Annotated in this window: 10 protein-coding genes; 1 reads left to right on the top strand and 9 read right to left on the bottom strand. The window is 55.6% G+C overall.

The features are described from left to right. Positions 1–211: 211 nt before the first annotated feature. The 4 genes from mazG to rlmD form a co-directional block, all read right to left on the bottom strand. Positions 212–1,015, bottom strand: a complete 804-nt coding sequence (mazG, locus tag G163CM_RS22830) for a nucleoside triphosphate pyrophosphohydrolase (RefSeq protein ID WP_231826385.1) — start codon at positions 1,013–1,015, stop codon at positions 212–214. 41 nt (positions 1,016–1,056) lie between these two features. Beyond that, positions 1,057–1,386 carry a hypothetical protein gene (locus tag G163CM_RS22825; RefSeq protein WP_231826384.1) on the bottom strand — a complete coding sequence of 110 codons (330 nt, stop codon included), beginning with the start codon at positions 1,384–1,386 and terminating at the stop codon, positions 1,057–1,059. A 160-nt stretch (positions 1,387–1,546) separates the two neighbouring features. Beyond that, complete coding sequence (gene relA, locus G163CM_RS22820) at positions 1,547–3,781, bottom strand: GTP diphosphokinase (RefSeq protein WP_015963237.1); 2,235 nt, start codon at positions 3,779–3,781, stop codon at positions 1,547–1,549. Positions 3,782–3,831: 50 nt separating this feature from the next. Continuing rightward, positions 3,832–5,130, bottom strand: a complete 1,299-nt coding sequence (gene rlmD / locus G163CM_RS22815; protein ID WP_231826383.1) for a 23S rRNA (uracil(1939)-C(5))-methyltransferase RlmD — start codon at positions 5,128–5,130, stop codon at positions 3,832–3,834. Positions 5,131–5,186: 56 nt separating this feature from the next. Between rlmD and barA the strand changes: the two genes are divergently transcribed. After that, a complete protein-coding gene (gene barA / locus G163CM_RS22810) occupies positions 5,187–7,940 on the top strand; it encodes a two-component sensor histidine kinase BarA (protein WP_015963235.1) in 2,754 nt (917 codons plus the stop codon). An 81-nt stretch (positions 7,941–8,021) separates the two neighbouring features. Here the strand turns inward: barA and G163CM_RS22805 are convergent, their stop codons facing one another. The 5 genes from G163CM_RS22805 to G163CM_RS22785 all read right to left on the bottom strand — a co-directional run bounded on the left by G163CM_RS22805 (position 8,022) and on the right by G163CM_RS22785 (position 14,226). Next, positions 8,022–9,167 (bottom strand): glycerate kinase, encoded by a 1,146-nt coding sequence (locus G163CM_RS22805; RefSeq protein ID WP_231826382.1) that lies wholly within the window; start codon positions 9,165–9,167, stop codon positions 8,022–8,024. Positions 9,168–9,251: 84 nt separating this feature from the next. Beyond that, complete coding sequence (gene gudD / locus G163CM_RS22800) at positions 9,252–10,589, bottom strand: glucarate dehydratase (protein WP_015963233.1); 1,338 nt, start codon at positions 10,587–10,589, stop codon at positions 9,252–9,254. Positions 10,590–10,592: 3 nt separating this feature from the next. Beyond that, positions 10,593–11,948 carry an enolase C-terminal domain-like protein gene (locus G163CM_RS22795; RefSeq protein WP_231826381.1) on the bottom strand — a complete coding sequence of 452 codons (1,356 nt, stop codon included), beginning with the start codon at positions 11,946–11,948 and terminating at the stop codon, positions 10,593–10,595. Further along, positions 11,945–13,303: a galactarate/glucarate/glycerate transporter GudP gene (gene gudP / locus G163CM_RS22790; RefSeq protein WP_231826380.1), complete on the bottom strand. Its 1,359-nt coding sequence runs from the start codon at positions 13,301–13,303 to the stop codon at positions 11,945–11,947. The genes G163CM_RS22795 and gudP overlap by 4 nt, the downstream gene beginning before the upstream one ends. A gap of 479 nt (positions 13,304–13,782) precedes the next feature. Next, a complete protein-coding gene (locus tag G163CM_RS22785) occupies positions 13,783–14,226 on the bottom strand; it encodes a flavodoxin (protein ID WP_015963230.1) in 444 nt (147 codons plus the stop codon). Between the last annotated feature and the right edge of the window lie 2 nt (positions 14,227–14,228).

Raw genomic sequence — 14,228 nt, 5'->3', positions numbered from 1 at the left:
GTTAAATAGGGCATTACACTGCTATTCACCCGAGGAATTACTCCGTTATCACCTTGATGTCTCACGAATAAGTGATGAATGCATCTCAGCACGGAGTCTCAACAGAGATAAGGAGTGAGAAAATAGCCGCTTTTGGCTAAATGTTTTTGACGCAAATCAAGCGCTTGTCATTTAAAAAATCACACAAATTGCGCTTGATCGCGAAATTTCCTTAGAGATCATGTTCCTGTCGTTTTACCTCCTGCCATACCTCTTCCATGGTATCGAGGTCTACTCCGGTCATTTCCAGGCCTCTGGCGGCGACGATTCGTTCAACTTCACGAAAACGGCGCTCAAATTTCAGGTTGGCCTTTTGCAGCGCGGTTTCGGCTTTTACACCTAAATGACGTGAAAGATTCACCGTGGCGAACAACAGATCCCCCACTTCCTCTTCCAGTTTGGCTTCATCAATCACCGCCTGCTTCGCTTCGTGCATCACTTCGTCGATTTCTTCATGCACTTTATCCAGAACCGGGCCGAGCGTATCCCAGTCAAAACCAACCGCCGAGCAGCGTTTCTGAATTTTGTGCGCGCGCATTAACGCCGGGAAGCTGTGCGGAATATCATCCAGCGCGGAGGTCTGCGCTTTTTCAGCGCGTTCGGCGGTTTTGATTTGCTCCCAGCGCGCCAGAACTTCGCTGCTGTTGCCTGCGGTCGCATCGCCAAAGATATGCGGGTGGCGGCGTTCTAATTTGTCGCTGATGGCCGCGCAGATATCGTTGAAGTCGAAGCGTCCCTCTTCCTGCGCCATCTGAGCGTAAAACACCACCTGGAACAACAGGTCGCCGAGTTCGCCGCGCAGGTCGTCAAAATCTTCACGGGCGATAGCATCGAGCACTTCGTAAGTTTCTTCAAGGGTGTATGGCGCGATGGTGCTAAAGGTTTGTTCTTTATCCCACGGACAGCCGGTTTCTGGGTCACGCAGGCGCTGCATAATGGTGAGAAGGCGGGTGATTTGGTTTTCTGGCGATGTCATAGAATGTGTCACTCCTGGTATTTTTTACAAGAGTAACGCATTCATTCCCGCCATTCACTTTTGCGTGCAGTTATAAGACGTAGCAAGAATGACATCACTACATGAAACACAAAAAAAATCACCGCCAAAATACGCACGGTGTCATCAACAAAGTGGTTTTGCGACGCCATTAGCTCAAAGGGAAAACGCCCAAATTTGGCAAGATAGAGTTGAAATCCTTCCAGGAGCATTAATACAAGATGGTAGATCCAAAAGAGAATCAGGCTATTCGCGCTAATAGACATGAGCACCGCAAAGCACCAGATTTGCAGTAAGAACATGGCAAGCGAAGTGAGAAGATAAAGAATAAAAAAGGTAAAGCTGAGTGTCATAGCCGGAATGTCCTTATTAGCCGTTTACTGCGACTCCTGTGCAGCAATGCTAAGTTTATCCCTACTCATCCTTTATCTTCATGGCTGCGGAACAAATTCGGAAAATGGCCTGGCAGCAAGGAGCTTACCAGGCATTTTTTCATGCACACGGAGGGGTAATTTACCCCCCGTGCAGACGCCGCGCGTCTATCACATCCGGCACCTGATTCAGTTTGCCAAGCACGCGGCCCAGCACCTGCAGGTTGTAGATTTCAATGGTCATGTCGATGGTCGCCATCTGCTGCTTGGTATCGCTGCGGCTGGCGACGCCGAGGACGTTGACCTTTTCGTTGGCGAGGATGGTGGTGATATCGCGCAGCAAGCCACTACGGTCGTTCGCCGTGACGCGCACCACCAGCGAGTAACCCGCTGAGTAGCTTTCGCCCCACACGGCGTCCACCAGGCGTTCCGGTGCATGCGCGCGCAGTTCGACCAGCTGTTCGCAGTCGGCACGGTGAACGGATATACCGCGCCCCTGGGTGATAAAGCCGACAATCTCATCGCCCGGAATAGGCTGGCAGCAGCGCGCAATGTGGTGCATCAGGTTACCGACGCCTTCCACCACCACACGGCCATTGTCCTTGCTGCGGTTTTGCGGAGTGTAGGTTTTCTGCTGCAGCTGTTTCAGCGCCGCCGCGTCTTCTTCCGCCGCGCTCGGTTTATTGAACTGCGCCTGCAGGAAGTTGACCATCTGGTTAAGACGAATGTCGCCGCCGCCAATCGCCGCTAACAGCTCTTCCACGTCGTTGAAGTTGTAACGTGGCAGCAGATGTTTTTCCGCTTCCTTCAGGCTAATGCCCAAATGCTCAAGCTCGTCGTCAAGGATTTGACGCCCGGCCAGCACGTTTTTATCGCGATCCTGTTTACGGAACCAGGCGTGAATTTTCGAGCGCCCACGGCTGGTTGTAACGTAGCCCAGGTTCGGGTTCAGCCAGTCACGGCTCGGGTTCGGCTGTTTCTGGGTGATGATTTCAATCTGATCGCCCATCTGCAACTGATAGGTGAACGGCACGATGCGTCCACCAATTTTCGCGCCGATGCAGCGGTGGCCGACATCGCTGTGGATGTGATAGGCGAAATCAAGCGGCGTCGACCCTGCCGGTAAATCGACAACATCACCTTTCGGTGTAAACACATACACGCGGTCGTCAAAGACCTGGCTGCGCACTTCGTCGAGCATTTCGCCGGAGTCGGCCATCTCTTCCTGCCACGCAATCAGCTTACGCAGCCAGGCGATACGGTCTTCATGTCCGCTACGCGGGCCAGGCGCAGCCGTGCCCTCTTTGTATTTCCAGTGCGCGGCGACGCCCAGCTCGGCATCTTCGTGCATCTGTTTGGTACGGATCTGAATCTCAATCGTTTTGCCACCCGGCCCCAGCACCACGGTGTGGATGGACTGATAACCGTTCGGTTTCGGGTTGGCGACATAGTCGTCAAATTCATCCGGCAGGTGGCGATAGTGAGTGTGTACTATCCCCAGCGCGGCGTAGCAGTCCTGCAAACGCTCGGCGACGATTCGCACCGCACGCACATCAAACAGCTCATCAAACGCGAGCTGTTTTTTCTGCATTTTGCGCCAGATGCTGTAGATGTGTTTGGGTCGCCCGTACACTTCCGCTTTCACGCCTTCGGTTTTCATTTCGGCGCGCAGGTGCCCCACGAACTCAGAAATGTAGTGTTCGCGGTCGATACGGCGTTCGTGCAGCAGTTTGGCAATACGCTTGTATTCTGCCGGGTGCAGATAGCGGAAGCAGTAGTCTTCCAGCTCCCACTTCAACTGGCCGATACCGAGTCGGTTCGCCAGCGGCGCGTAGATGTTGGTACACTCTTTCGCCGCCAGAACGCGTTCATCTTCCGGCGCGTCTTTCACTTCACGCAGATGGGCAATGCGCTCTGCCAGCTTGATAACCACGCAGCGGAAATCGTCGACCATCGCCAGCAGCATGCGGCGCACGTTATCGACCTGCTCGGAGGAAACAGAATCCGTGTGGGTGGCTTTTAACTGGCGAATGGCCGCCATATCGCGCACGCCGTGAATCAACGTGACGACGGATTTCCCGGCGCTTTCAGCAAGCACCTCTTCTGAAACCACATTAGCGTCCACCAACGGGAACAGCAAGGCGGCGCGCAGGGTGTCGTTATCCATACTGAGCATCGACAGAATCTCTACCATCTCTACCCCGCGCCAGAGCAGCAGCTCGGCGTCCGGGTGGTTCTGGGTGTGCTGTCGACAATAATCCCAGGTCTCGGCTAAGCGCTCACACGACTGCTGGCTGGTAATTCCCAGGCTTGAGATCCATTTTTGTGAGTCAAACTCACCAGCTTTATTTAGATGTGCACTTCTTACCGCAACCATTGTCCTCTCCTTAAGGGACCGGGCCTGTCGAAGTCGACAAGCCACAATTATTACTTACGCTCAAACAACACCATTGATTCCAGATGCCCAGTGTGCGGGAACATGTCAAGCATTGCCATACGCTGAATTTGGTAACCCGCACGTAAAAGCGCTTCACTGTCACGCGCAAGTGTCGCGGGGTTACAGGACACATAGACCATCCGCGTTGGCGCTAATTTTATAATATGTTGCATCACACCCGGTGCGCCTGCGCGGGCAGGATCGAGTAAAATTTTGTCAAAGCCGTGCTTTGCCCAGCTCTGACGCGTCACGTCCTCTTCCAGATTCTCATGGAAAAACGTGACATTCTGTAAATTATTCAGCGCCGCATTTTCCTGGCCTTTCGCCACCAGCGCCGGAACGCCCTCTACGCCAATGACACTGGCAGCGCGTTTTGCCAGCGGCAGCGTGAAGTTGCCCATGCCGCAGAACAGATCCAGCACCCGGTCCTCTTTCTGTACATCAAGCCATTCAAGCGCGGTAGCAACCATTTTCTGGTTCACACCATCGTTCACCTGAATGAAGTCGCGCGGGCTGAACGTTAAGCGTAGACCGTCTGAGGAATACCATGGCGCTTCACCGCTTACGCGTTCAAGTATCTCGCTTTCGGGGGCGAGATACAGGGAAAGACCTGAAGAATGCGAAAAGCGTTCCAGTTTTTCTTTGTCTTGCGCACTTAACGGCGCGGTATGGCGAAGCACCAGCAGCGGGCCGTTGTCAGCGCTCACTAACTCAACGTGCCCCAGGCTGCGTTTGCCTTGCAGCGTATTCAGGCATTCACGCAATGGCACCAGCAACGCCTCAAGCGTGGGCACCAAAACGGGGCACTGCACCACATCGACGATATCGCTGGCGTTGGCCTTGCGAAAACCCATCTGCAACTGCTGCGTTTTTGGCTGGTAATTCAGGCTCAAACGCGCACGGCGGCGGTAGCCCCAGGGCTGGTCCGCGATCACCTCTTCAACGTCTCGCTTCATCAGGCGCCCGAGTGCGGCCTGTTTACTGCGCTGCTGTAGTGCAATCGAGGCGTGTTGCTGCTGGCACCCGCCACAGACGCCAAAATGCGGGCAACGCGGTGTGACGCGCTCCGGGCTGTCGCTTAAGCGCCGTTTTACCTGCCCACGGGCATACTGTTTTTTATCTTCCGTCAGGGTAATTTCCGCGCTTTCATCAGGAAGTAACCCATTGATAAATAGTGTCTTACCGTTGTTACGCGCAACACCCTGACCAAAGGGATCGAGGTCACTGACTGTCACAGTTATGATCTGGCGCGTCGTCACGCGCCGTTTTGCAGAGTAGAATTGCGCCATCGTAGAGATTTTTCTCAATCAAACATATTACCCTGATTCTCCCACAACGGACCTTCATGACCAACTACAGCCTGCGTGCGCGCATGATGATTTTGATCCTGGCCCCGACCGTACTCATCGGTTTGCTGCTCAGCATCTTCTTTGTCGTTCACCGCTATAACGACCTGCAGCGTCAACTCGAAGACGCTGGCGCCAGCATTATCGAACCGCTTGCCGTCTCCAGCGAATATGGAATGAATTTGCAGAATCGCGAATCCATTGGCCAGCTCATCAGCGTGTTGCATCGCCGCCACTCGGATATCGTGCGGGCGATTTCGGTGTATGACGAACATAACAAACTGTTCGTGACCTCGAACTATCAGCTCGATCCTACCGAACTGCGCTTGCCCAACGGCCAGCCATTCCCCCGGCGGCTGAGCGTCGTGCGCCACGGCGACATCATGATTTTACGCACGCCGATTATCTCCGAACATTACTCGCCGGATGAATCCCCGCAGTCAGAGGCAAAAACTCCGGTCAATATGTTGGGCTACGTCGCGCTGGAGCTGGATCTCCGATCGGTACGGCTTCAGCAGTACAAAGAGATTTTCATCTCCAGCGTGATGATGCTGTTCTGTATCGGCATTGCGCTGATCTTCGGCTGGCGTTTAATGCGCGATGTGACCGGGCCGATTCGCAACATGGTGAACACGGTTGACCGCATCCGGCGCGGGCAACTCGATAGCCGCGTGGAAGGCTTTATGCTGGGCGAGCTGGATATGCTGAAAAACGGCATTAACTCGATGGCGATGTCGCTGGCGGCATATCATGAGGAGATGCAGCACAACGTTGACCAGGCCACCTCCGACCTGCGTGAAACGCTCGAGCAGATGGAGATTCAGAACGTCGAGCTGGATCTGGCGAAAAAACGCGCCCAGGAAGCGGCGCGTATTAAGTCTGAGTTTCTTGCAAACATGTCGCACGAACTGCGAACCCCGCTCAACGGCGTGATTGGCTTTACCCGCTTGACGCTGAAAAGCGAGTTGAATCCAACCCAGCGCGACCACCTGAATACCATCGAACGTTCGGCGAATAACCTGCTGGCGATCATCAACGATGTGCTCGACTTCTCGAAACTGGAAGCCGGTAAACTGATTCTGGAAAGCATTCCCTTCCCGCTGCGTAACTCGCTGGATGAAGTGGTCACACTGCTTGCCCACTCTGCTCATGATAAGGGGCTGGAACTCACCCTCAACATCAAAAACGATGTGCCGGATAACGTGATTGGCGACCCGCTGCGCTTGCAGCAGGTGATCACCAACCTGGTCGGCAATGCGATTAAATTTACCGAACACGGTAACATTGACGTGCTGGTTGAGAAACGCGCCATCAGTAATAACAAAGTGCAAATCGAGGTGCAGATCCGCGATACAGGCATTGGTATTCCGGAACGCGATCAGTCACGGCTGTTCCAGGCATTCCGTCAGGCCGATGCCAGTATTTCTCGCCGTCACGGCGGCACTGGGTTGGGGCTGGTGATCACCCAGAAACTGGTCAAGGAAATGGGCGGAGATATCTCCTTCCACAGTCAGCCAAATCGCGGCTCAACCTTCTGGTTTAATATCAATCTGGATCTTAATCCGAACGTCATTTCTGACGGGCCGTCTACGCAGTGCCTGAAAGGGAAGCGCCTGGCGTACGTAGAAGCGAATGCCGCGGCTGCGCAGGCGACGCTGGATATGCTGGCCACAACGCCACTGGAAGTCATCTACAGCCAAACCTTCTCCGCGCTGCCGGTGGAGCACTACGACATGATGCTGGCGGCGATACCGGTGTCAGTACGCGATCTTGCGCACCATCGCGAGAAACTCGCTCAGGCGCGCGCCATGACCGACTATCTGCTGCTTGCATTGCCGTGCCACGCGCAGGTCGATGCCGAAGCGTTGAAAAAAGAGGGCGCGGCGGCCTGCCTGTTAAAACCGCTCACCTCCACACGTCTGCTCCCGGCGCTGACGGATTACTGCCATCTCACCGAACCGGCGCTCATCCACCAGGATGACGATTCACGTATCGCCATGACGGTAATGGCGGTGGATGACAACCCGGCCAACCTTAAGCTGATTGGTGCGCTGCTCGGCGACCAGGTCCAGCATGTTGAGCTGTGCGAGAGTGGCAAACAGGCGATTGAGCGCGCCCGCGAAATGCAGTTTGACCTGATTCTGATGGATATTCAGATGCCGGATATCGACGGCATTCGCGCCTGCGAATTGATTCGCCAGTTGCCGCATCAGCAGCAAACGCCGGTGATTGCGGTGACCGCGCACGCCATGGCCGGGCAGAAAGAAAAACTGCTGAGCGCGGGCATGAACGATTATCTGGCGAAACCGATTGAAGAAGATAAGCTGCGCAATCTTCTGCTGCGTTACAAGCCAGGGTTATCTGCGGCGACGCTGCCGACCGCGTCTGAACCCGTAGAACCTGCAATCGATCTCAACACCACGCTCGACTGGCAGCTGGCGCTGCGTCAGGCCGCGTATAAACCGGACCTTGCACGCGAGATGCTGCAAATGCTGGTCGCCTTCCTGCCAGAAGTGCGTAACAAGGTGGAAGAGCAACTGGTGGGAGAAGAGCCAGAAAATCTGGTGGACGCCATTCATAAGCTGCACGGTAGCTGCGGCTACAGCGGCGTGCCGCGCCTGAAGCACCTGTGCCATCTGATTGAAGGGCAACTGCGCAACGGTACGCCTGCGGAAGATCTGGAACCGGAGTTCCTGGAACTGCTCGATGAGATGGATAATGTGACGCGGGAAACGAAGAAGATGTTGGGGTAAGAAGACAGCTTTTGCCGGATGGCGCTAACGCTCATCCGGCGCTAAACGTAGGCCGGATAAGCGTTAGCGCCATCCGGCATTTTACAGCGAGAATCCCTGCCCCATCCTCAACACCGCCGCGATATTCCGCGCCGCCATAAACAGATTCTCTTCGGCATCCCGCAAAGCGTCCTCCAGCGTACAAATGCGATACAGCACGCTAAACACCGCATCTAAACCATGCTCATGCACTACGCCGACATCCGGCGTCAGGCTGCCGCCAATCGCGATGACCGGCACGTTATAGCGCTTTGCCACGCGCGCCACGCCTACCGGTACTTTGCCGTGAATGGTCTGGCTGTCGATACGTCCCTCCCCGGTAATGACCAGGTCAGCGTCAGCCACCAGCTTATCGAGATGCAGCGCATCGGTAACAATTTCGATGCCAGGGCGAAGCTCTGCGCCGCAGAAGGCATATAGCGCCGCGCCCATTCCGCCTGCTGCGCCACCTCCTTCCAGCGCCAGCACGTCAATATCCAGACAGCGCTTCACGCATTGCGCATAGTGCTCGAGCGCCGCATCAAGGCGGGAAATCATCTCGGGCGTTGCGCCTTTCTGCGGGCCAAATACGGCAGATGCGCCCTCTTTGCCCGTTAACGGATTGGTGACGTCACAGGCAACCTCAATACGACACTCAGCCAGACGCGCATCCAGCTCGCTGATATCGATACGTTCAAGCGTCTCAAGCCCCGCGCCGCCAGGAGCAATGGACTGGTTTTCCGCCGTCAGCAGCTTTACGCCCAGCGCCTGTGCCATGCCTGCGCCGCCGTCATTGGTCGCGCTACCGCCAAGGCCAATAATAATATGCTTTACGCCCGCATCTAAGGCGTGGCGGATCAGCTCCCCGGTTCCCCAGGACGTTGTGGTCAGCGGGCAGCGTTTGTCGGTTGGTACGAGCTCCAGCCCGCTGGCTGCCGCCATTTCGATAAAGGCGCTCTGCTCATCGCCCGACAGGCCGTAAAAACCCTGCACCGTGTCGCCCAGCGGGCCGGTCACATCTACCTCGACGATGCGCCCCTGCGTGGCGGCAACCATCGCTTCAACGGTGCCTTCGCCGCCATCGGCAACGGGGAGTTTATGGTAATCCGCGTCAGGGTAAATTTCGCGAAAACCCCGCTCGATGGCACCCGCCACCTCCAGCGCGCTCAGGCTTTCCTTGTAAGAATCCGGGGCAATTACAATCTTCATTGGCTGTCCTTATGCGTCGGGAGTGCCATGATCTTACATCTGAATCAGAAAAAATGCCGACCCCGGCAGGGATCGGCATTTTGCTTAACGCACCATGCAAGGGCGCTTATTATCAAACGTCCAGTTGGGGATGAGATACTGCATGCCCATCGCGTCGTCGCGTGCGCCAAGGCCGTGTTTCTTATACAGCTCGTTGGCCTGCATAACGCGGTCCATATCCAGTTCAACACCCAGCCCCGGCGTGGTCGGCACCTGTACCATTCCGCCTTTAATTTCGAACGGTTGTTTGGTGAGGCGTTGATTCCCTTCCTGCCAGATCCAGTGAGTGTCAATCGCGGTAACATTCCCCGGCGCGGCAGCGGCGACGTGGGTAAACATCGCCAGCGAAACGTCAAAGTGGTTGTTGGAGTGTGAACCCCAGGTCAGGCCGAATTCATGACACATCTGCGCCACGCGCACCGAACCCTGCATGGTCCAGAAGTGCGGGTCCGCCAGCGGGATATCGACAGATTGCAGCGAAAGCGTGTGGCCCATCTGACGCCAGTCGGTGGCAATCATGTTGGTTGCGGTCGGCAGGCCGGTCGCGCGACGGAATTCCGCCATCACTTCTCGCCCGGAGAAGCCCTGCTCCGCGCCACACGGATCTTCCGCATATGCCAGCACGCCCTTCAGGTATTTACCGATTTTAATCGCTTCGTTGAGCGACCATGCGCCGTTCGGGTCGAGCGTGACGCGCGCCTGCGGGAAGCGTTTTGCCAGCGCCACAATCGATTCGGCCTCTTCTTCCCCGGCCAGCACGCCGCCCTTCAGTTTAAAGTCGTTAAAACCATATTTTTCATACGCCGCTTCCGCCAGACGTACCACGGAATCCGGAGTCATCGCTTCGTCGTGACGCAGACGATACCAGTCGCATTTCTCATCCGGCTGGCTCTGATATGGCAGCGGCGTCGCTTTGCGGTTGCCGACAAAGAACAGGTAGCCGAGCATTTCCACTTCGCTACGCTGCTGGCCATCGCCCAGCAGAGAAGCCACGTTTACGCCTAAGTGCTGGCCCAGCAAATCCAGCATTGCCGCTTCAATACCGGTGACCACATGAATGGTGGTACGCAGGTCGAAGGTTTGCAGCCCACGGCCGCCAGCATCCCGATCGGCAAAGGTATTACGCACCAGCGTCAGGACGTTCTTGTATTCTCCCAGCGTTTTACCGACAACCAGCGGGATCGCATCTTCCAGCGTGGTGCGGATCTTCTCTCCGCCGGGGATTTCCCCCACGCCCGTATGGCCGGAATTGTCTTTAATCACCACAATGTTGCGGGTAAAGAACGGCGCGTGCGCCCCGCTCAGGTTCATCAGCATACTGTCGTGGCCCGCAACCGGGATGACCTGCATGGAAGTAACAACTGGCGTTGAATAGTGAGACATGATTCAGTCCTTTTTTAATGAGTTACGGCCGAAAACGGGACGTTTGCGGTCAAATGTCCAGCCGGGGATCAGATACTGCATCGGGCCAGCGTCATTACGCGCGCCGCCCGGCAGGCTTTTATAGGCGTCATGCGCCTTCTGCACCTGATCCCAGTCCAGCTCTACGCCCAGTCCGGGCGCATCGGGAACGGCGATTTTGCCGTCGGTAATCTGCAGTGGATTTTTGGTCAGGCGCGCGTCGCCTTCCTGCCAGATCCAGTGAGTATCAATCGCCGTCGGGTTACCGGGTGCGGCAGCGCCCACGTGGGTAAACATCGCCAGCGAGATGTCGAAATGGTTGTTGGAGTGGCAACCCCAGGTCAGGCCCCAGTCGTCGCACAGCTGCGCGACACGCACCGCGCCGGAGAGCGTCCAGAAGTGCGGGTCGGCCAGCGGAATATCCACCGCATTGAGCATCACCGCATGACCCATTTCGCGCCAGTTGGTGGCGATCATGTTGGTGGCGACCGGCAGGCCGGTAGCGCGGCGGAATTCCGTCATCACTTCTCGCCCGGAGAAACCCTGCTCAGCGCCGCACGGATCTTCCGCGTAGGTCAACACATCGTTCAGGCCTTTACACAGGGAAATCGCTTCATCCAGCAGCCAGGCGCCGTTGGGATCGACGGTGATACGGGCATCCGGGAAACGTTTTTTCAGCGCCTTCACGGATTCAATTTCCTGTTCGCCCGGCAGGACGCCGCCCTTCAGTTTGAAATCTTTAAAGCCGTAGCGATCCTGCGAGGCTTCTGCCAGGCGCACCACCGCATCGCTGGAGAGCACTTCCTGATGACGCAGATGATACCAGTCATGGTTGCCCGGCGTGCTCTCCAGATACGGCAAATCCGTTTTGCGACGGTCGCCGACGTAGAAGAGATAGCCCAGCACGGTCACCGCATCACGCTGCTTACCTGGGCCCAGCAGTTCACAAACCGGGACATTGAGCGCTTTACCAAGCAGGTCGAGCAGCGCGGCTTCCAGTGCAGCCACCGCGTTAACCCGCAGTTCAAATGTCCAGGCACCTTTGCCGAAGGTGTCAAAATCCGCCGCCTGATTGCCTTTGTGCACCTGCTGAACCACTTTATTCAGCCGTGCTATCTCCTGGCCCAGCACCATCGGTATCGCATCCACCAGCGTCTGGTAAATCACTTCACCCCCCGGCGCTTCCCCCACGCCGGTATTCCCGGCGTTATCGGTCAGCACCACGATATTACGGGTGAAATACGCGTTGTGTGCGCCGCCGATGTTGAGCAGCATACTGTCATGCCCGGCGACCGGAATAACTTTCATGTCCGTAATGACGGGACTCGATTGCGTTGTCATGATGCTTGCCCCGCAACAGGTTTCAGTTCGATACGTTTAATGTCGCCAACCAGTATCAGATAGCTCAATACCGCCACCAGCGCATGCACACCGACATAAATCAGCGCACCGTTAAACGAGCCCGTGGTACCGACGATATAACCAATTGCAATTGGCGTAACGATGCCGGATATGTTGCCGAACATATTGAACAGGCCGCCGGAGAGACCGCTTATCTCTTTCGGCGCGGTATCTGCCATCACCGCCCAGCCCAGCGCGCCAATGCCTTTACCGAAGAAGGCCAGCGCCATAAAGCCGATGATCATCCATTCAACGTTCACATAGTTACAGAACACCATCACCATCGACATCAGCATACCGAGAACGATGGGGGTTTTACGGGCGATATTCAGCGAGCCCGTGCGACGCATCAGCCAGTCGGAAATAATGCCGCCCAGCACGCCGCCCGCGAAGCCGCAAATCGCCGGAACGGAGGCCACGAAACCCGCTTTCAGAATCGACATGCCGCGCGCCTGCACCAGATAAACCGGGAACCAGGTGATAAAGAAGTAAGTCAGGGCGTTGATGCAGTACTGGCCGATATAAACGCCAATCATCATGCGAGAACCCAGCAACTGCTTGATTTGCCCCCACTTCACGCTGAACGGCACCTTCGCCTTCGCGCCTTTTTGATCCATATTGATCAGCGCGCCGCCTTCCGCGATGTACTCGAGTTCTTTTTTGTTAACACCCGGATGCTGATTCGGTTCGTGGATCACTTTCAGCCAGACAAAACTGATGACGATCCCCAGCCCGCCCATAAAGAAGAACACGTGAGACCAGCCCACTTCATGAGTCAACCAGCCCATGATAGGCGCGAAGATAACCGTGGCGAAGTACTGCGCGGAGTTAAAAATCGCTACCGCCGTTCCCCTCTCCTGCGCCGGGAACCATGCCGCGACGATTCGGCTGTTGCCAGGGAAGGAGGGCGCTTCCGCCAGACCGACCAGGAAACGTAAGGTAAACAACGCGATAATAATGCCAAAACCACTGAAGATATCGACGAAGCCCTGCAAAAGGGTAAACATGGACCAGATAAAGATGGACCAGAAGTAGACGCGTTTTGAACCAAAGCGGTCAAGCAGCCAGCCGCCTGGGATCTGGCCGATAACATAGGCCCATGAGAATGCGGAGAAAACGTAACCCATACCCACCGCGTCCAGGCCAATATCTTTCGCCATCTCCGAACCGGCAATAGACAAGGTGGCGCGGTCGCCGTAGTTGAAGGATGTGACAATAAACAGCATCACCACTATCCAGTAACGAGCATTGGTGCGCTTTTCCGCCCCGCTCGCAGCCTGACTTAATGAACTCATTGTTGTACTCCTGAATTATAGCTTTCGGCTACATTCACTCTGAACAGCACAACCTGTAGGGTAATCAGAATGACGTATTTGTGTTTTTATCGCAGCGTGTCGTTATGTCTTGCTGACTGCGTTTTATAACTGGCTCAGGAAGTATAAAAAGAGGTCACCTGTGGCTCACCGTGCATCTTCACAGCATTCACGCGGTAAATAAAAGTGATTTATGGCATATGCCCTAAGCGCTGGAAGATACCTCACGGAAATGAAAACTGTTTGCGGGAAGCGCACGTTACCAGCACAGAGGATGGCAGAGTGTGAAACAGCTCTCTTGACGCAGTGAAAATGCCCTGCGCTAACCTATTATTAAATGGAGAAATATTGGCATTCGCCCGAGGCTGATGGCGAGAATGAGGAATAAGATAGTGAAAGCTGCTAGCGCAGCGAACTGGCGATGTAAGGGAACGCCCTCTGCGTAGGGAGAGGGCGACACCTTACTTAAGCAATGTGGCCCACTGCTCAACCCACGGGTTCGACACGCCCTCTGGTTCAGGGTCTTCGCTGGCGTCAATCATCAGCATGTCGCCAATACGTTGCGCGCCCTGTTCCTGCAATAACGCATCAAACGTTTTCCCGCCGCCGCAGAAATTGGCGTAGGTACTGTCACCCAGCGCAATAATGCCGTAGCGCAGATGTGGCTGATACATATCTTTGAGATCGTTAAACAGCGGCACGATGCTGTCTGGCAAATCGCCCTGCCCGGTCGTTGAGGTCACCACCAGCACATATTTGCCGACATACTCTTCCCACTCACCGACCTGCGGGTCTTCAAACACTTTGGCGGTATGGCCCTGATTGCCCAGAATCGCCTGCGCTTCTTCGGCGACTAACAGCGAATTACCATACATGGTGCCAACAAAAATCCCTACTTCAGCCATGA

This window comes from Pseudocitrobacter corydidari (assembly GCF_021172065.1).
GTDB classification, from domain to species: domain Bacteria; phylum Pseudomonadota; class Gammaproteobacteria; order Enterobacterales; family Enterobacteriaceae; genus Pseudocitrobacter; species Pseudocitrobacter corydidari.
The sequence above is the reverse complement of the archived record's forward strand: the minus strand, read 5'-3'. Positions and strand labels throughout refer to the sequence as shown.